The following is an 18,293-nucleotide window of genomic DNA, read 5'->3' on the forward strand; positions in this document are numbered from 1 at the left end:
AACATAACAACTTATGTCTGAAGGAGAAAAGTTAATTCCTATTAACATTGAAGATGAAATGAAATCAGCTTACATCGATTATTCGATGTCAGTAATTGTATCAAGAGCGCTTCCTGATGTTAGAGATGGCTTGAAACCAGTGCATCGAAGAGTTCTTTACGGAATGTATGACTTAGGAGTTTTTTCAAATAAAGCTCATAAAAAATCTGCGAGAATCGTAGGAGAGGTTTTGGGTAAGTATCACCCACACGGAGATACCTCAGTTTATGACGCAATGGTGCGTATGGCCCAGGAATGGAGTATGCGTTATTTATTAGTGGATGGTCAGGGTAACTTTGGTTCTGTCGATGGTGACAGTCCTGCAGCAATGCGTTATACTGAGGCCAGAATGCGTAAGATTTCTGAAGACATCATGGCAGATATCGAAAAAGAAACAGTTGATTTTCAATTGAACTTTGATGATACTTTATATGAGCCAAAAGTAATGCCTACTAGAGTTCCTACTTTATTAATAAACGGAGCAACAGGAATTGCCGTAGGTATGGCAACAAATATGCCGCCTCACAATTTAACTGAAGTTATCAACGGAACACTTGCATACCTTGATAATAACGATATTGAAATTGACGAATTAATGACGCATATTAAAGCTCCTGATTTTCCAACAGGAGGTATAATATATGGTTACGAAGGTGTTCGTGAAGCATTTAAAACCGGTAGAGGACGTATTGTAATGCGTGCTAAAGTTGGTTTTGAAGAAGTAGACGGAAGAGAATGTATCATTGTTACCGAGATTCCTTATCAGGTAAATAAAGCCGAAATGATCAAACGTACGGCTGATTTAGTAAATGATAAAAAAATTGAAGGTATTGCCAATATTCGTGACGAATCTGACAGAAACGGTATGCGTATCGTTTATATCCTGAAACGTGACGCTACGCCAAACGTAGTTTTGAATACCTTATATAAGTATACCTCATTACAATCTTCTTTCAGTGTAAATAATATTGCATTGGTAAAAGGTCGCCCACAAATGTTGAATCTAAAAGATATGATTCACTATTTTATTGAGCACCGTCATGATGTTGTAGTTCGAAGAACTCGTTTTGAGTTACGTAAAGCCGAAGAAAGAGCCCATATATTAGAAGGTTTAATTATTGCATCTGATAATATAGATGAAGTAATTGCTTTAATAAGAGGTTCGAAAAATACAGAAGAAGCTCGTGAGAAATTAATCGAAAGATTTAAATTGTCTGACATTCAGGCACGTGCGATTGTTGAAATGCGTTTACGTCAGTTAACAGGTCTTGAACAAGACAAGTTAAGAGCTGAATACGAGGAATTAATGAAGTTAATCGAACATTTGAAAGCTTTATTAGAAGATGTTAATTTAAGAACTGCTTTAATTAAAGAAGAACTGGAGGAAATTCGTGACAAATACGGAGATGCCCGTCGTTCTCAAATTGAGTATTCTGGTGGAGATGTAAGTATCGAGGATTTAATTGCCGATGAAAATGTAGTTATTACAATTTCGCATGCTGGTTATATTAAACGTACCAACTTAACCGAATATAAAACGCAGAATAGAGGAGGAGTTGGACAAAAAAGTGCAGGAACAAGAGATCAGGATTTCCTTGAGCATATGTTCGTTGCCACCAATCACCAATATATGATGTTCTTTACGCAAAAAGGAAAATGTTTCTGGATGCGTGTTTACGAAATTCCTGAAGGAAGCAAAACAGCAAAAGGAAGAGCGATTCAGAACCTGGTAAACATTGAAAGCGATGATAAAGTAAAAGCTTTCATTTGTACACAAGACTTAAAAGACAAAGATTATATCAATAGTCACAATCTTGTAATGGTAACTAAAAAAGGTCAGGTTAAGAAAACATCTTTAGAGAAATATTCTAAACCAAGAGTTAATGGTGTTGCTGCAATTACAATTAAAGAAGGTGATGAATTACTTGAAGCAAAATTAACAAACGGAGAAAGTCAAATTATCCTAGCTGTTAAATCAGGTAAATTAGTTCGTTTTGAGGAAACAAAAACCCGCCCAATGGGAAGAACAGCTTCCGGAGTTCGCGGAATTACCTTAAAAGACGATACTGATGAAGTAATTGGTATGGTTACGGTTGATAAAGACAATGTAAACGATTCTCAAATTTTAGTTGTAACTGAAAACGGATACGGTAAACGTACTAAATTAGTTGATGACGACGGTGAAGATGTTTACAGAATTACAAACCGTGGGGGTAAAGGTGTGAAAACACTTAATATTACAGAAAAAACAGGAAAATTAATTTCGATAAACGCTGTAAGTGACGCTGATGATTTAATGATTATCAACAGATCAGGATTAACAATCAGAATGGCAATTGAAGATTTACGTGTAATGGGTCGTGCAACTCAGGGAGTTCGATTGATTAACCTAAAAGGTAAAGATTCTATCGCTGCTGTAACAAAAGTTATGAAAGATGATGTTGCAGAAGTTATTGTTGACGAAGATGGTAACGTTATCGAGTCAGTGATTGAAAGAGTTAAGCCTGATTTAGAAGTTCTTGAAGACGAAGGTCCGGTTGAAGATGACGATGACGACGACACTGACGAAGAAGTAGAAGACGAAGATGATGCTGAAGAAGAAGAATCTGAAGAATAAAAATTAATAACCACAATAATTAAATATACAAATTGAATACTATGAAAAGTAAATATGTAATACTTGCGTCAGCATTATTGATTTCAGTAGCTACTTTTGCTCAAAAAGATCAGATAAAAAGTGCTGAAAAAGCGTTAAAAGGAGGAGATGCTCAGGGAGCAATCACGATCCTGAACGATGCTGAAAATATGGTGGCAAATGCCAAAGATGTTGAGCAGGCTCAATTCTATTTTGTGAAAGCAAACGCTTATTTAGATTTAGCAAACAAAAAAACAGACGAAAGCAAAAATCTTTCTCTTGCTGCTGAAAACTATAAAAAATTAATTGATGTTGAAAAAGCTTCAGGAAAATTAAAATATTCTACTCAGGCCGCAACTTCAATTACTGATATTAAAGGAAAGTTGATTAACTCAGCTATTGCAGATTCTCAGGCTAGTAAACATGCTGACGGAGCTAAAAAATTGTATGATGCTTATTTATTAGATAAAAAAGATACAATCAATTTATATTATGCAGCTTCAACAGCGGTAAATGCACAGGATTTTGATCTTGCATTGCCAATGTACGAAGAATTGAAAAAATTAAACTATTCAGGAAAAGGAACTAATTATTTAGCAGTAAATAAAATTTCTGGGAATGAAGATAATTTCAGCAATGCAAAAGACAGAGATTTAGCTGTAAAATTAGGAACTCACGAAAAACCTAAAACTGAAGCTATTCCGTCTAAAAGAGGTGAGATTTACAAAAATTTAGCTTTGATTTTAGTTCAGAAAGGACGTAGTGAAGAAGGTAAAAAAGCAATCGCAGATGCAAGAAAAGCAAATCCTGATGATAGTTCTTTGATCCTTACAGAAGCGAACTTATATTTAGATTCTAAAGATTATGAAACATACAAAAAATTAGTTGGTGAAGCTTTACAAAAAGATCCAAACAATGCTGATTTAGTTTTCAACTTAGGAGTTATTAGTGCAAACGCTAAAAACAATGCTGACGCTGAAAAATATTATTTGAAAGCGATTGAAATCAATCCAAACTATGCAAATGCTTATCTTAACCTTGCAGCTCTAAAATTAGAAGCTGAGAAGCCAATTATTGATGAGATGAATAAGTTAGGAACTTCTGCAAAAGATATGAAACGTTACGATGTGTTGAAAGCACAAAGAGAAAATGTTTTTAAAGGAGTTATTCCTTACCTTAAAAAAGCAAATGAATTAGATCCTAAAAACGAAGATGTATCTAAAACATTATTAGGTGTTTACAAAGCGTTAGAAATGACAGCTGAAGCAAAAGCACTAAAAGCTACAATGTAATATTAAAAACATTTAGAAATAACAAAAAAACCATTCACCGCGGTGAATGGTTTTTTTTATACTTAAAAGTTATGTTTTAACTAACTAAAGTAACTGAAAGTGTAATTGTGGTATTTAAAAGTTTAGAAATCGGACAGATTTCTTTTGCTTTTGCTGCTGTTTTCTCAAATTCTTCCGCTGAAATATTAGGCACTTTTCCTTTTAGGTCTAAATGAATCAATGTAATTGTTCCGTCTTCAAAAGTTACTGTAGCTTCTGTGGTTAAATCATCTGCTGTGAAACCACCTTCGTTAAGTAAAAAACTTAATTGCATGGTAAAGCAGCCGGAATGTGCTGCAGCAACAAGTTCTTCAGGATTTGTTCCAACTCCGTCAGCAAATCTTGTTTTAAATGATAATTGAGCGTTATCTAATGTAGTACTTTGTGTACTTATACTTCCGGTTCCTTCCATTCCGGTTCCTTTCCAATTGGCATGTGCTTTTCTTGTAAATTTCATTTTATAAAATATTAAGGTTTATAATCTTTTGATACTCAAATATAATCAATATTTTACAGAATAGTTTTATAGAATTATAATAGAATGTTAAGCTTTGGGATGTTTAACCGCAAAGCACGAAAAGTTTTCAATATGAAAAAGTTTTATAAAAACGCAAAGTTCGCAAAGCTTTATATTGGTCTAGCTTTGCGAACTTTGCGTGCTTTGCGGTAAAAAATGATAATAAATAAAAAAAGGTGCAATGAAAATATCATTACACCTCATTTATTTTTAGAATTTAAATCTTATTCCTGACCTAAATTACGTAATTGCTTTAATTTATCTTTCCAAACGTCTAGGCTTTCTTTGTGAATTGCGATGTTTTTGCGAACTTCAAGAACAATTGAATTCTCTTTTTTAGCATTTCTGGTATTGGCAAAAAACTGAATATTATTCTCTAATTGGAAAATTTCGTTTTGAACTTCTTCAATTTTACGCATTAAGAAGATCTTTTCATTATCTAATTTGCGGGTATCATTGCTATCGGATAAAGAATCAATTCGGTTTGAGAAACGCATCATTTCAGTTTCTTTTTTACTCAAACTTAATTTTTCAAAAAGAGCGTCTAAAATTTTATTGAATTTACCTTCGATATGACGTCTTGAAAAAGGCACTTTTCCATAACCTTTCCAGATTTCAATATGGGCTTTAATGGCATCAAGATCAGTTTTGTGATCACCGGTCAATTGATAAGCGCGTAAAATATCCAGATAAGCCTTTTTATTGTCAAAAGCAGCAACTTCATCTACGTTTTCCTCAGATTTATGTTCCTTTAATTTGTCAAAATAATGGTTACAAGCGTCTTTGAATTCTTTCCAGATCTTGTCTGAATATTTTTTAGGTACGTGACCAATTTGTTTCCACTCGTCCTGAATTTGCTTCATGATTGGTGTGGTTGCTCCAAAATCAGTGCTTTCCTGTAACTCTTTGGCTTTTGCAACAAGAGCCATTTTTTTATTTAAATTATCGTTTTGATCCTTTTTGATGTCTTTGTAAAATGAATTTTTAAAAGAATTAAAGTTTCTTACTGCAGTTTTAAATTTAGCCCAGGTTTCTTCGTTTACGTCCGAAGGTACTTTTCCGGCAGCAAAAAACTCATTTCTAAGTGCTTCTACTTTCTGGATTTGGACTAACCATTGCGAGTGTGAGTTTACTTTTTCAGTTCCTAAAACTTCAATTTTACCAATGATTTCTTTTTTAACTTCAAGATTGTTTACTTCGTTTGCTCTTTGGCTTTCGAATAAAACTTCTCTTTTATCATGGATTTTTTTAGTCAGTTCACTAAATTTATTCCAGATAACATCGCGGTGTTCTTTAGAAACCGGACCAATATCTTCCTTCCATATTCTGTGCAAATCCTGTAATTCGCGAAATGATTTACTAATATCAGTTTCGTTAACCAACTCCTCAACACGTGCAATAATTTTTTGTTTTTGCTCCAGATTATATTTAAAATCTAAATCTCTTGCTTCACGATCTAAGTGTAAATAATCGTAAAAATTCTCTACGTGAAAGTGGTAATTATTCCAAACGTGATTGTATTTGTCTTTTGGGATTGATCCTGCATTTTTCCATCTTTCTCTTAAATCATTAAAATGCTTAAGAGTGTCTTTGATGTTTTCCTGAGGGTTTATAAGTTCTTTCAGTTCTTCAACTATGGCAAGTCTGTTTTCTAAATTCGATTTTAGATTGGTTTGTAAATGCTTGAAATGTGCATTTCTGTTTTCTCTAAAAACATTATAGTATTCGTCAAATTTAGATTTTAGTGGAGAATGATATTCGAATTCCTCATTTGGATCTTGTTTAGAAGCGTTAAATTCTTCTTTTTTCTCTTCAATAAGGTGATTGTATTGTAATAAAAACGACTTTTTAATTTCCTCAATATGATCTTTTGCAGACATTACTTTATCTGTGCTGATCAATTTTTTAAGTTCATCAACAAGTTCATCTAAAGAGAAAGTGTCATAATCCTGCATAGGAATGTCATGACGCTCTTTTAGCGTTTCATCTTCACTTTCTTCAGCGTTCGAATTTGTTATGGCATCTAATGCAGTTTGATGGTCAGTTTCTGTTTCTTCGGCTGTATTTTCTACTTTAGTTTCAGTTTCTAAAGTTGACGTTTCAGCAGTCGTTTCAGGCTCCGTTATTTCAATTGCATTATCTTGTGTAGAATCGCTATTTTCGATTTCTAATTTTCCGTCTGCGTCTTGCAGGTTATCATTCTTTTCTTCTAACATTTTAAATGTATAAGGTTTTTATTTTAAACAGAGCGAAAGATAGTAAAGGTGTTTCTAAATACAAAATAAATCGTTTGTTTATAGCTATTTTAAGATGAAATTCTTATTTTTTGAATTAATTTGCCATTATCATCTTGCTTTTTTTATTGATTTTTTAAAGTAAATTTAAATTCTAAATTAATAGAATTTTTAGAAAAATGAAATTAAAATACTATTTCAAAGCTTTTATCATTGTTTTATTTTTAACTAGAACAAAATAAAAAATCCAACTTCAAATCCATAATTATATGTTTTCTCGCCTCCAAAAGCGACACTGGGGTGAATGTAGATCATATTCGATGGTGTTAGTTTTCTGCCGTATTCGATAAAAGCAGTATTTTGAAAACCGTCAACAACTGTATTATACCTAAAATTAACATCAGCGGCAATCCAGTTTTTTCCAAAATAACGGAATACAAGATTTTCATATGATGTTATGTTAATATCATTTCGGTTTTTAGAGCCTGCAAAACTAGTTTGATTTTCAATTATGGATATCCATAGATAATTTCTTGTTGAACCAATATATTGTCCATAAAATAAAGCAGGTAGAACAACCCACTTTCCGGTGCCAAAATTAGGATCATCAGATGAGTTTGTGATGACACGTGTTCTTACAGCAATTCCTTTTTTTGTATCTATATAAGGAATGTAAGTTGCGCCAAATGAAAAGTCGCCCAAACCTGTCTTGTTAATGTGGTCACTGCTTTTAGATACTATTGGTACGTCTGCCCTCAAATTCCAGTGTTTACTGCCAATTGGTAAAATCAATCTCATATTTGTGGTATTATATGAACCATTATTAAGATCGAGATATTCATTAGTAACTAATACCGTATGCTTAAAATAGTTGATACGTGCTCCGGTAAATGGATTTTTTGGAGTTTCGTTCTGTGCAGATGCGGTAAAAGAAATTGAAATTGTGAGTAAAATAAGTGTCAATAAATTTTTCATAGATTTTGAGTTTAAGAACCAAATCTAGATAAAAAAAAATATGAAAAATGATATATTTATAAATAAAGTATTACAAATATGTGTATTCGTTAAGATATGTTATAATCTTATTAATTTATATTATAATATAGTACTATGGTAAATAGAATATATTCTAAATATTTAAAAATAAAATCAGAATTCAATTTCTTAGTTGTTTTTTTGATTTCCAAAAGCAATACCTTGACGAATATATCGCATGTTGTTAAGGGTTAAAGGCAAATCTAATATTAAATTCCAGTCTGTGTTTACAATGAGATGTAAAATAGAAGTTGTGTTGTATTAGATGATTCTGATTCAGTATTCAGATATTGCTTAAAAAACAATTTTGTTTGTTAAGTAATAGTCGAAAACGTGCCTCAGGAAAAGGATTTTTTTTAGTGTAAAGAATACTGGGCTTTCGCCGAAATTGTAACTTTAAAATTTAAAACGTAAAACTGGTGTTTATAATTGCTTATAGATGAGTAGTTTGATTTACGTAAATTACCTTATTATTTATTGAGAAGTTTTATTTGTTCCAGATTTTCCATGCTTTTTCTGCCTGAAAAATAAGCATATCGTAACCGTTTTTTATTACTGCGCCTTTTTCTTTAGCATTTTTTAAGAACTGAGTTTCTGCCGGATTGTAGATTAAATCGTAAGCAATATGTTTCTCGGTAAAAAACTCATAAGGTAAATCAGGACAAGCTTCGATATTAGGGCTTGTACCCACTGGCGTACAATTGATTATAATTTGAAAGTTGTCAAATGTAGTTGCATTAATTAAATTATAATCAATGATATTTTCTTTTGCTTCCCTTGAAACAAAAGTATAAGGAATATTAAGTTCGTCAAGTGCAAAAGCAACTCCTTTTGATGCGCCGCCGGTTCCTAAAATAAGCGCTTTTTTGTGATGTGGCTCTAATAATGGTTCCAATGATTTTTTGAAACCATAATAATCGGTGTTGTACCCTTTTAACTTTCCATTTTTGGTAAATTTAATAGTGTTTACAGCACCAATTAAGGCCGCTTTTCTGGAGAGTTTATCTAAGAATGGAATAACTTGTTCTTTGTAAGGAATCGTAACATTTAAACCTTTTAAATCAGGATTGTTTTTTACTAATTCAGTGAAATGATTAATTTCAGAAATGTCAAAGTTTTCGTAGCTGTTGCCCGCGAAAACTTCATCACTAAATTTTTCTGTAAAATATCCTTTTGAAAATGAGTAACTAATATTACGGCCTAACAAGCCAAAACGTCTTCTTAAAGTATCAATCATTATTCTTTTCTATGTTTTTCAATATAATTTTTAACCATTTTTTTTGACCAGACTACCGGAAACAAATCTTCGATTAAAATATAATTTTCAAAGTTTAAGCGTAAACCATTACTTAAATGAAATTTTGCTTTGGTGTTTTCCTGAATCATAAAATACAATCCTGCTAAACGATATTCAATTTCGTTTTCTTCAGGAAAATATTCGGATGCCTGTAATAAGGTTTGAATCGCGCTGTCAAATTCACCTAAAAACTGAAGAATGTCTACCCAGAATAACCAGGTATCTAAGGCATGATCGCCAAATTCTACCGCTTTTCTATAACCAAATTCAGCTTCTTCAAAAAAGTTCATTTGTTTATTGATCGTCGCATAACGTTTCCAATACAAACGGTTTTGATTGTCAATGGCTAATGCTTTATTAACAAAAAATAATGCTTTCTGGAAGTTTTTTTGACGAACATGAAAATCAGTAATGGCGATCCATCCTTTGTCTAAAAGTGGATCTTCATGTACGGTTTGATTATAATATTGAAGGGCTTTCGCCGAATTTCCTAATTTTTCGTAGCATTTCCCTATACGCAATAACGCATAAGAAGTGGCATCGTCTAATTCAATGGTTCGGTTATAGCTTTCAATAGCTTCGGTGTATTTTTTAAGACGCTCATATGCTTTTGCTTTTTCCATGAAAGCACCTAAAAACTCATCGTCAATCAGGGTTGCATAATCAAAAGCGCGAATTGCATTTTCGTATTCTTTTACGCCATAATGCAAACGACCAAGCTGATGCCAGGCGATTTCGCTATATGGGTTTTTATTAATGTATTCATTGAGATATACAATGGCTTCCTGATTTTGATCTAAAAATTCAAAACAGTACACCACGTTATATAATGCAGACTGATCTTCTAAATCTTCTTCAAGGCATTTGATAAAACTTTCTTTTGCCATTTCCAGGTTATCCATAAAAAGATATTCCATCCCAATCAAGTTGTACACATCAGCATAATCGTCTGTAAATTGCAAGGCAATTTTAAGCAATTCTACCGCTTTTTCGTGTTGATCTCTTTTAGAACAAATATTTGCTTTCTGGATATAAATTTCCTCGTTGTTAGGTTCAATTGCATACAACTCATTTAAGAGTTTCTCGGCGATTTCTAATTTGTCGTCGTAAACCAACATTTCTACTTGTACTAATTTTAAGCCTGTAGATTTAGGGTGTTGGTCTAATGCAAGTTTCAAGGCCTTTTTTGCTAAATTAGCCTTGCCTATATCTAAATAATGAAGAATGATTTCTTCAAATTCTTCAGAGTCAAAAAAGAGTACTTTGTTAGTTTTTAACATCGACTCAAATTTGGATAAGGATAGGTTATAATCTTCTTCTTCGTTGCTTAATTGCATACTGTCTTTATTTGAAATTAGCCTGTTATAAATTTAGGCAACCATATTATTGTTGTAAGAATGAGAATTAATTGTTGTGAACAATTTAATTAACAAATATGGACAGAATTTATTTTCTGTTTTGATTTATAATCTTTTAATATTTAAAAGATTAAGTTTTATTATTATTCTAAAATTTATTTTTAACCGGTAATCTAGCCCTGATGGAAGCGATATCCTTTTGTTTTTTTCTTTAAAAAATAAAAGATTTAGCGAACAGCAGGAAATAGCTCCTAATTAAACTTATTTTTCTTTTTTCATGATTTCATCCATAACATTTAAAATTATGGCACAACCTTCTTTTATTTCTTCTTCAGAAATAGTTAATGGCGGTGTGATTCGTATGGCGCATCCTTCAAACAGCAACCAGAACAAAATCAGCCCTTTGTCCTGACAGTTTAAAATAACTTCATTTGTTATTTCGGCAGTTTCGGTCATTGCGGCCAGCATTAATCCTTTTCCTCTAACTTCCTTTATCAAAGGATGTACCAAAAGCGATCTGAAGAGTTTTTCCTTATCGAGAGCTTCCTGCATTAAGTTTGTCTCAGTTAATTCCTGCAAAGTGGCCAAACAAGCTGACGCAATGACAGGATGACCTCCAAATGTGGTAATATGCCCAAGCTTAGGGTTTTCGGTAAGGAGATCCATTTTTTCTGACGAAGCCGTAAAAGCACCTACAGGCATTCCGCCTCCCATTCCTTTTCCCATAACGACAATATCCGGAACTACGTCATAGTTCTGGAAACCAAATAGTTTACCTGTTCGTCCAAAACCAGGCTGTATTTCATCGACGATCATCATAGCGCCCACTTCGTCGCAGCGTTTGCGTACTTTTTGAAGATAATCATTCTCCGGCTGAATAAATCCTGCGCCTCCCTGAATGGTTTCCAGAAGTATTGCAGCAGTTCGGGTTGTTATTTTTTGTAAATCTTCTTCGTTATTAAAGGTAATAAAATCTACATCAGGAAGCAAGGGGCGAAAAGCTCGCTTGCGTTCTTCAAATCCCATAACGCTCATTGATCCCATTGTATTACCGTGATAGGCGTTGTGACAAGAAATTAGCTGACTGCGTCCTGTGGTTCTTTTGGCTAATTTTAGAGCTCCTTCAATAGCTTCTGTACCTGAATTGACTAAATAAGTTTTATTTAGTGATTCGGGCAGGAGTGAAGCCAGTAATTTGCAATATTGAACGGCCGGACTTTGTGAATATTCGCCATAAACCATAACATGCGAATATTTATCGAGCTGATCTTTAATAGCCTGATTGACTCTTGGATGTTGATGTCCCAGCGTGCATGCGGAAACACCAGCGACAAAATCTAAATATTTTTTGTCGTTAGTGTCGTAAATATAGGACCCAATGGCGTGCGAAACTTCCATTCCTAAAGGATAGGGAGAAGTTTGTGCCTGGTATTTTATAAAATCTGGATTCATTTTTTTTAAGGTTCTGGTTTAGTCAGATTCTTAGTCTCAGCTTTCAGTCTCAGTTACTGTAAACTGCGACTGAATTCTACCGTAAAGATCGCAAAGTTCACTAAGTTATGAATCAAGTTTACATTATTAAAATGAAAAGATTGCAAAGCTTTGTAATTTGATAACTGGTCCTATTTTTAATATAAAAAAACGGAAAACTGTGACTGAGACTGAAAACTATTTTTTAGCTTTTGTACTAGTTTTAGGAGCAGCTTTCGCAGCGGGTTTCTTTTTGTCGTAATCTAACGTTTCTTTCCTGACTTTCATCGGGGTATTTTTGTCGTTAGTTTCCTGATCTTTTCCTTCCTGTACTAATTTATCATTGAGTTCATTGTCTTCGGCGGTAAAAATATCATCTTTTGTTTTTATTCGTTCATCGCCTCGCCAACGCAGTCCTTTTAGTTTACGTGCATTTTCAGGTAAATCGGCTTCAGGGTAAATATCGCCGTCTACTTTATTGAAAAAAGTGATGGTCTGGATGTCATTATTTTCTAAAATAAGATTGATTTTACTGCTTACATTTTTATTGATACCGATGAGTTCATTGGCATCATTTCGCATATAATAAACGACTTCGGTATTTTTGATAACATCAACATCATGTAGTTTCCCATCTATGAATTTTCCAAACAAATTGAGTCCTTTTACCTGATTATAACCGGTACCGAGCGTATCCCGCGAGACTATAAAAGTATTGTTGAGGACTTTTAAGGAATCTAATTTTTTAGTTGTTTTATCGCCAATTAAGTGCATAATATCACCGGTAATCTGGCTTTCACCATTCCATATAATCGGATTTCCAATCAGTTTTGTCAAAGCCGAGTTAGAATTTGAATGAATAGAATCACATTTTCCGCTCATATCGATTTTAAAGAAACGAACATTTTTATAAGCTCTTAAAATGCGTTCCCCTTCTTTTCCGGTTACCATTAATTTTTGACCGTGAATGTAAACGGAATCTTTTTCGACTAAGTTTATTGCAACGGCTCTTTTTGTGACAAACATCGAATCTTTCAATTTGTAAATTTCAGCATAATGACCTTTTACGATTCCGCGATTGATGGAATCCGTAATTTTTACATTCCGCGTTGCCGATGCAAATTCTATATTTCGATTATAATACAAACTGTCTCCTTCTATGCGTCGATCATCATATTTTATATATGATTTTCTTAAAAAATGCGCAAGGTTTTTCTTGGTATCATAAAATCCTTTTTCGGTATAAATATAATTAGTTTTACTTGTAATTGTCGAAGGTCCAAATAAATAAGTGTGTCCGGAATTACTGTAATAATCTAAATGATTGGATTTTATAACATATTTAGGATTTGTGATGGTAACTTCTGTCAGGAATTGAAACTTCTTTTCAGTAACAAAATATCTTCCTGATTTACTTACTAAAGTATTGTCTTTATTAACGATTGTACCTTTTGTATTGTAAAAAACCTGCTGGATATTTCGATCAAAATTTATAGTGTCAGTTGATAAGGTAGCATCTGGAGAACTCATAACCGCATCACCCGTAGCAAAAGCTTTTTTCTCATTTCCGCTATATTCTGCATATTTACTATTTAAAAATAAAGTATCCCCTTGTACTAATTGTACATTTCCAAAGGCTTTAAGGTAGTTTTCCTTTTGAAAAAAGTAGGCTTTATTGCAAGTCAAAACAACACCATCATGGTTTACTTTTACATTTCCGGTAAGTAAAACTACGTCAGGTACAAGGACTTGATTCACTTCTACAAGATCTGAATTTTCAATATTAATTGTTTTCGTCTTTGGTGCTTGTGCAAAAATGAATTGTACGCTTAACAATAGCAAACAATAAGGTATGAAAAATAGTAATTTCTTCAATTGATTAAATTTTTGTCAAATTTATGAAAAAGGTTACAACCTTTACTGATATTAGGATTAATTTATATTTTTTAGGTACAAAGGTCAGAGGAGCAAAGGTTCAAAGCTTTGTTGAAGTATCTTTTAAATAAATTTCAGGTATATCTTTATGCGTAATCTTTGTCGTAGAGTGCACATCAGTGCGTCTGACATCAAGAGAGTAAATTCAAAGGGATAAAGATTAAAAAAATCAAATTTCAGTTAGTAAAAAAACTTTGCCTATTGAACTTTTCTAACTTACCAACAAAATCCAAAACTATTTCGTTGTAGCTCTACTTTTTAGCGTTAAATTAAAGGCGGTTTCTTTTGAGTTTTAAAAATTAGTCTAAATTTAGAAAATGCTTTCTCCATTATGGATTTTATCTTAACGGAGAGACGAATTAGTTTATAAAATGAATATGATATCTAAAAAAGTTTTTGTTGCGGGATTGGCTGCAACCATGCTATTTTCTGCATGTAAAACCCAAGATTTAAAAATGAATACATTAAAAGAAGAAGTTACTGCTGATAGGAAAATTGTAGTCTATCAGGTTTTTACACGTTTATTTGGTAATAAAAATACAAACAATAAACCCTGGGGAACAATTGAGGAAAATGGAGTAGGGAAGTTCAATGATTTTACAGATCAAGCACTTCATGAAATTAAGGATTTAGGTGTTACTTATATTTGGTATACCGGAGTTCCGCATCACGCTTTGGTTCGTGATTATAAAGCTTTCGGGATTTCTGATGATGATCCGGAAGTGGTAAAAGGACGTGCAGGATCACCCTATGCCGTAAAAGATTATTATAATGTAAATCCTGATTTAGCTGTAAATCCTGCAAACAGATTACAGGAATTTGAAGATTTGATTACCCGCACACATAAAGCAGGTTTAAAATTGATTATTGATATTGTACCCAATCATATTGCCCGAAAATATGAAGGAAAAAGTAATCCCGAAGGTGTTCAGGATTTTGGTGCTAATGACGATGTAAGTGTGGAATATAAAAGGGATAATAATTTTTATTACATCCCCAATAGCCATTTTGAAATTCCGGATAATGACATTCCGTTAAACGGAGAAAAAAATCCGCTTGTTGATGGCGTATTTGATGAAAAACCTGCAAAGTGGACAGGAAACGGTTCTCGTAAAGTAAAACCGGATCAAAATGACTGGTATGAAACTGTGAAAGTAAATTACGGAATTCGTCCTGATGGTTCTAAGGATTTTCCTGAACTTCCGGCTGGTTTTGATCAGAAATCGTATCCCGAACATTTTGCTTTTTGGCAGGATAAAGACGTTCCGGATTCCTGGGAAAAATTTAAATCAATTGCTTTATACTGGACAGCAAAAGGTGTTGACGGTTTTAGATATGATATGGCAGAAATGGTTCCGTACGAATTTTGGAGTTATATGAATTCAGCCATCAAAATGAAAAATCCAAATGCTTTTTTATTGGCAGAAGTGTATAACCCAAATGAATATCGCAATTACATTCGTTTGGGTAAAATGGATTATCTGTATGATAAAGTCGAGACTTATGATAAGCTGAAAGATATTATTCGAGGTAAATCTTCGCCAGATGGATTATCTGATATTCAAAAAGGAATGGCAGATATTGAACATCATATGCTTCACTTTTTAGACAATCATGACGAGCAGCGATTAGCAAGTCCAGAATTTGCCGGAACTCCGGAACGCGGAAAACCTTTAATGGTGGTTTCTACAACTATTAGCACTTCGCCAACCATGGTTTATTTTGGTCAGGAAGTAGGTGAGGCCGGAAATGAAAATGCCGGATTTGGAAAACCTACGAGAACTTCAATTTTCGATTATATCGGAGTTCCAAATCATCAGCGTTGGATGAATGACGGTAAATTTGATGGCGGACAACTTTCCGATGCTGAGAAAAATCTGCGTGATTTTTACAAACGACTATTGAATTTTTCTATTAGTAGTGCAGCTTTAATGGGAAGTTTTCAGGAAATTCAATCTGTAAATCGTCAGAATACTGCAGGTTATGACGATTTAATTTATTCTTATGTGCGTTGGTCAGAGCATCAAAAGTTGGTTGTTGCAGCTAATTTTTCATCTGAAAAAACAAGTGAATTTGATTTGATAATTCCTGCTGATATTATTACAAAATGGAATTTAAAAGATGGTGAATATTCACTTACAGATCAATTATATTTAAAAAATGAAATACAACTAAATGTAATTAATGGTGAAGGAAAAGCTAAAGTAAAAATAGCTCCATCAGAATCTTTTATTTATGAATTGAAATAGTCGTTTAAGTTTAATTATAATTCGAATTCTATAAAATTTAAAAATCATAATTATCACAGCATTTAGTGTGGTAATTGTGATTTTTTATTTAGAGAAATAAAGACTTTTGAATTCATTATTTGGAACTCATATATTTTCTAAAAGTGAAAAAATCTCCTTAATCGAAAATTGTGCACCACAAACAAATTCATCCGAAGCACCGTAATAAAATGTAATAGTATCTCCATCTGTTTCAACAATATGACCATTTGTAAAAACTACGTTTCCAAAAAAACCGCTTAATTCGTATTCGGCTGTTGGTATCATAATTGGTTGTACGGTTCTTGCAATTACCTTTGCAGGATTTTCTAAATCCATTAAAAAAGCACCTAAACAATATTGATGATTTTCATTTGCACCATGATAAATTTCTAACCAGCCTTTTTCTGTTTTTATAGGAGATGCACCGGCACCAATTCTTTTACTGTCCCAAAGTCCTTTTCTTGTTTTAAGAATACAATGGTGATTTCCCCAATGAATACCATCAGGCGAAGAAGCAATCCAGATATAATTACCGCCTATATCAACGCTGCTGGGTCTGTGTAAAGCATAAAATAGGCCGTTAATTTTTTCTTCAAAAATGGCACAATCTTTATTATGTGCGGGTAATATCATACCGTGTTTTTTGAAGTTTTTCCAGTCGGTAGTAGTGCGCAAACCCACACCAACTCCATTATCGGATACGGATGTAAAAGTTAGGTAATAAGTGCCCTCAATCTGGGCAACGCGACAATCCTCTATTCCAAATGTTTCTAATTTACCTTCCCCAACCAAAGCCGGATAATCTTCAGGTTCATAAAAATGATGTCCGTCATCACTGCAAAACAGGCGCAAATGCGAAAGAGTGGTTAAATAATCAATTCCGATATAATTAATTACCCTGGCATCTGTGGCTATTAAATCAATATCATTTCTTTGAATCTCTATTATTTTAATTGTTCCTGTTTCAGTTAATATTGGAAAAGAAATTATTTCGTCTTTTTGTTCAGGTCTTTCTGCGACTCGTACTATGAGCCAGGTTTTATTATTAAATTGAAATACTCCGGGATTCAGCAGACATGTAATTTCTAATCCTTCACTGCTTGGAGGTACTTCTATAGGCGATAATAAGGGATTATCTGTAAAACGTTTTGCTATATCGTTCATATCATTAAAGGATAAATTGAATTTTTATTTATAAATAATAGCTTTTTAAAGCTACTATTCCACAGTTCAATTTACAACTTTTTGATTTAAAAACGTAAACATCCTTTTTAAAAGTCGGTTACAAATATTTCAGGATGACTATTTTCTATGATATAAGTGTCTAAAATGGAGATTTGAAATGTTCACAAAAAAAGCTGATACTTTGTTGTATCAGCTTTTTTTTAATATACTTTTTTGACTTTCTTTAAAGCCTCTATATAATTTTCGTTTACTTTTTCCCAGTTAACATGCTCGTAAAAGGCATCGATATAACTGCCTTTTCTGTTTTGGTAATCCAGATAATAGGCGTGTTCCCATAAATCGATTCCCATAATTGGTGTTCCTGGAATTAACGCATTTTTCATTAAGGGATTATCCTGATTGTCTGTTGTTGTTACCTGCAGTTTTCCATATCTGTCTACAACTAACCAAACCCATCCAGAACCAAATTGTTTTGTCGCCTGACCTTTAAATTGATTTGTAAGATTGGCAAATGAGCCAAATTCTTTATTAATAGAGCCGGCCAGAGTATCTTTTGGAGTTGTTTCCTTAGGTGTTAAAATATTGAAATACAAAGTATGATTATAATAACCACCGGCATTTTGACGAAGTTTAGCATTGCTGAGATCCATTTTTTTCAGGATATCTTCAATAGGTGAATTCTCAAATTCGGTATTTACAATCTCTTTGTTGAAATTATTTGTATACGTTAAGTAGTGTTTAGAATAATGCGTTTCTAAAGTAAGCGTTCTTATTGCAGGAGCTAAACCATCATATGCATAAGCTAACTTTGTCATCTCAAAAGAACCCGGATCTGCTTTTACATCATTTGGTGATCCTATGGTTATTTTTTCCTCTTTAGTAGGCAAAGGAACTTCTACAACTTCGGTCAGCTTGTTATCATTACAAGAAAATAATAGAAAAAATGAAGCTAAAATGCTGAAATGAACAATGTTTTTCTTCATAATA

At 33.0% G+C, this 18,293-nt stretch carries 12 protein-coding genes; 3 read left to right on the plus strand and 9 right to left on the minus strand.

What is annotated here, in order from left to right; translation table 11 throughout:
• The first annotated feature begins 13 nt into the window (after positions 1–13).
• Both gyrA and ACHRVX_RS02820 read left to right on the plus strand, forming a co-directional pair.
• Positions 14–2,656: a DNA gyrase subunit A gene (gene gyrA / locus ACHRVX_RS02815; RefSeq protein WP_395328901.1), complete on the plus strand. Its 2,643-nt coding sequence runs from the start codon at positions 14–16 to the stop codon at positions 2,654–2,656.
• Positions 2,657–2,697: 41 nt separating this feature from the next.
• A complete protein-coding gene (locus ACHRVX_RS02820) occupies positions 2,698–3,966 on the plus strand; it encodes a tetratricopeptide repeat protein (RefSeq protein ID WP_213306627.1) in 1,269 nt (422 codons plus the stop codon).
• 76 nt (positions 3,967–4,042) lie between these two features.
• On the opposite strand, the gene ACHRVX_RS02825 is transcribed toward ACHRVX_RS02820, so the two are convergent.
• The 7 genes from ACHRVX_RS02825 to ACHRVX_RS02855 form a co-directional block, all read right to left on the minus strand.
• Positions 4,043–4,462 carry an OsmC family protein gene (locus ACHRVX_RS02825; protein WP_395328905.1) on the minus strand — a complete coding sequence of 140 codons (420 nt, stop codon included), beginning with the start codon at positions 4,460–4,462 and terminating at the stop codon, positions 4,043–4,045.
• A gap of 284 nt (positions 4,463–4,746) precedes the next feature.
• Positions 4,747–6,738: a DUF349 domain-containing protein gene (locus tag ACHRVX_RS02830; protein ID WP_395328908.1), complete on the minus strand. Its 1,992-nt coding sequence runs from the start codon at positions 6,736–6,738 to the stop codon at positions 4,747–4,749.
• Between the two features lie 246 nt (positions 6,739–6,984).
• Complete coding sequence (locus ACHRVX_RS02835) at positions 6,985–7,731, minus strand: lipid A phosphoethanolamine transferase (protein WP_395328910.1); 747 nt, start codon at positions 7,729–7,731, stop codon at positions 6,985–6,987.
• 547 nt (positions 7,732–8,278) lie between these two features.
• Complete coding sequence (locus ACHRVX_RS02840; protein ID WP_395328913.1) at positions 8,279–9,028, minus strand: shikimate dehydrogenase family protein; 750 nt, start codon at positions 9,026–9,028, stop codon at positions 8,279–8,281.
• Positions 9,028–10,425 (minus strand): tetratricopeptide repeat protein, encoded by a 1,398-nt coding sequence (locus ACHRVX_RS02845; protein ID WP_395328916.1) that lies wholly within the window; start codon positions 10,423–10,425, stop codon positions 9,028–9,030. The genes ACHRVX_RS02840 and ACHRVX_RS02845 overlap by 1 nt, the downstream gene beginning before the upstream one ends.
• 282 nt (positions 10,426–10,707) lie before the next feature.
• Positions 10,708–11,898, minus strand: coding sequence for an aspartate aminotransferase family protein (locus tag ACHRVX_RS02850; protein WP_395328918.1), 1,191 nt, complete (start codon positions 11,896–11,898; stop codon positions 10,708–10,710).
• 216 nt (positions 11,899–12,114) lie between these two features.
• The gene (locus ACHRVX_RS02855; protein ID WP_395328921.1) at positions 12,115–13,791 is read right to left on the minus strand and encodes an OstA-like protein; all 1,677 of its coding nucleotides are present in this window, start codon (positions 13,789–13,791) and stop codon (positions 12,115–12,117) included.
• A gap of 437 nt (positions 13,792–14,228) precedes the next feature.
• On the opposite strand from ACHRVX_RS02855, the gene ACHRVX_RS02860 reads away from it, so the two are divergent.
• Positions 14,229–16,100, plus strand: coding sequence for an alpha-amylase family protein (locus ACHRVX_RS02860; protein WP_395328924.1), 1,872 nt, complete (start codon positions 14,229–14,231; stop codon positions 16,098–16,100).
• Between the two features lie 126 nt (positions 16,101–16,226).
• On the opposite strand, the gene ACHRVX_RS02865 is transcribed toward ACHRVX_RS02860, so the two are convergent.
• Together ACHRVX_RS02865 and ACHRVX_RS02870 are read right to left on the minus strand one after the other, a co-directional pair.
• Positions 16,227–17,285, minus strand: a complete 1,059-nt coding sequence (locus ACHRVX_RS02865; RefSeq protein ID WP_395328926.1) for a glycoside hydrolase family 130 protein — start codon at positions 17,283–17,285, stop codon at positions 16,227–16,229.
• A 221-nt stretch (positions 17,286–17,506) separates the two neighbouring features.
• Positions 17,507–18,289 carry a superoxide dismutase gene (locus tag ACHRVX_RS02870; RefSeq protein WP_395328929.1) on the minus strand — a complete coding sequence of 261 codons (783 nt, stop codon included), beginning with the start codon at positions 18,287–18,289 and terminating at the stop codon, positions 17,507–17,509.
• Positions 18,290–18,293 lie beyond the last annotated feature (4 nt).

Source organism: Flavobacterium sp. FlaQc-47, from assembly GCF_044006475.1.
Lineage (GTDB): Bacteria > Bacteroidota > Bacteroidia > Flavobacteriales > Flavobacteriaceae > Flavobacterium.

Excerpts from the sequence above, each read along its gene's own strand:
- ACHRVX_RS02860 (WP_395328924.1), top strand. The coding sequence starts at position 14,229 with ATGATATCTAAAAAAGTTTTTGTTGCGGGATTGGCTGCAACCATGCTA.
- ACHRVX_RS02820 (WP_213306627.1), top strand. The coding sequence starts at position 2,698 with ATGAAAAGTAAATATGTAATACTTGCGTCAGCATTATTGATTTCAGTA.
- ACHRVX_RS02835 (WP_395328910.1), bottom strand. The coding sequence starts at position 7,731 with ATGAAAAATTTATTGACACTTATTTTACTCACAATTTCAATTTCTTTT.
- ACHRVX_RS02840 (WP_395328913.1), bottom strand. The coding sequence starts at position 9,028 with ATGATTGATACTTTAAGAAGACGTTTTGGCTTGTTAGGCCGTAATATT.
- ACHRVX_RS02850 (WP_395328918.1), bottom strand. The coding sequence starts at position 11,898 with ATGAATCCAGATTTTATAAAATACCAGGCACAAACTTCTCCCTATCCT.
- ACHRVX_RS02865 (WP_395328926.1), bottom strand. The coding sequence starts at position 17,285 with ATGAACGATATAGCAAAACGTTTTACAGATAATCCCTTATTATCGCCT.
- ACHRVX_RS02845 (WP_395328916.1), bottom strand. The coding sequence starts at position 10,425 with ATGCAATTAAGCAACGAAGAAGAAGATTATAACCTATCCTTATCCAAA.
- gyrA (WP_395328901.1), top strand. The coding sequence starts at position 14 with ATGTCTGAAGGAGAAAAGTTAATTCCTATTAACATTGAAGATGAAATG.
- ACHRVX_RS02825 (WP_395328905.1), bottom strand. The coding sequence starts at position 4,462 with ATGAAATTTACAAGAAAAGCACATGCCAATTGGAAAGGAACCGGAATG.
- ACHRVX_RS02870 (WP_395328929.1), bottom strand. The coding sequence starts at position 18,289 with ATGAAGAAAAACATTGTTCATTTCAGCATTTTAGCTTCATTTTTTCTA.
- ACHRVX_RS02830 (WP_395328908.1), bottom strand. The coding sequence starts at position 6,738 with ATGTTAGAAGAAAAGAATGATAACCTGCAAGACGCAGACGGAAAATTA.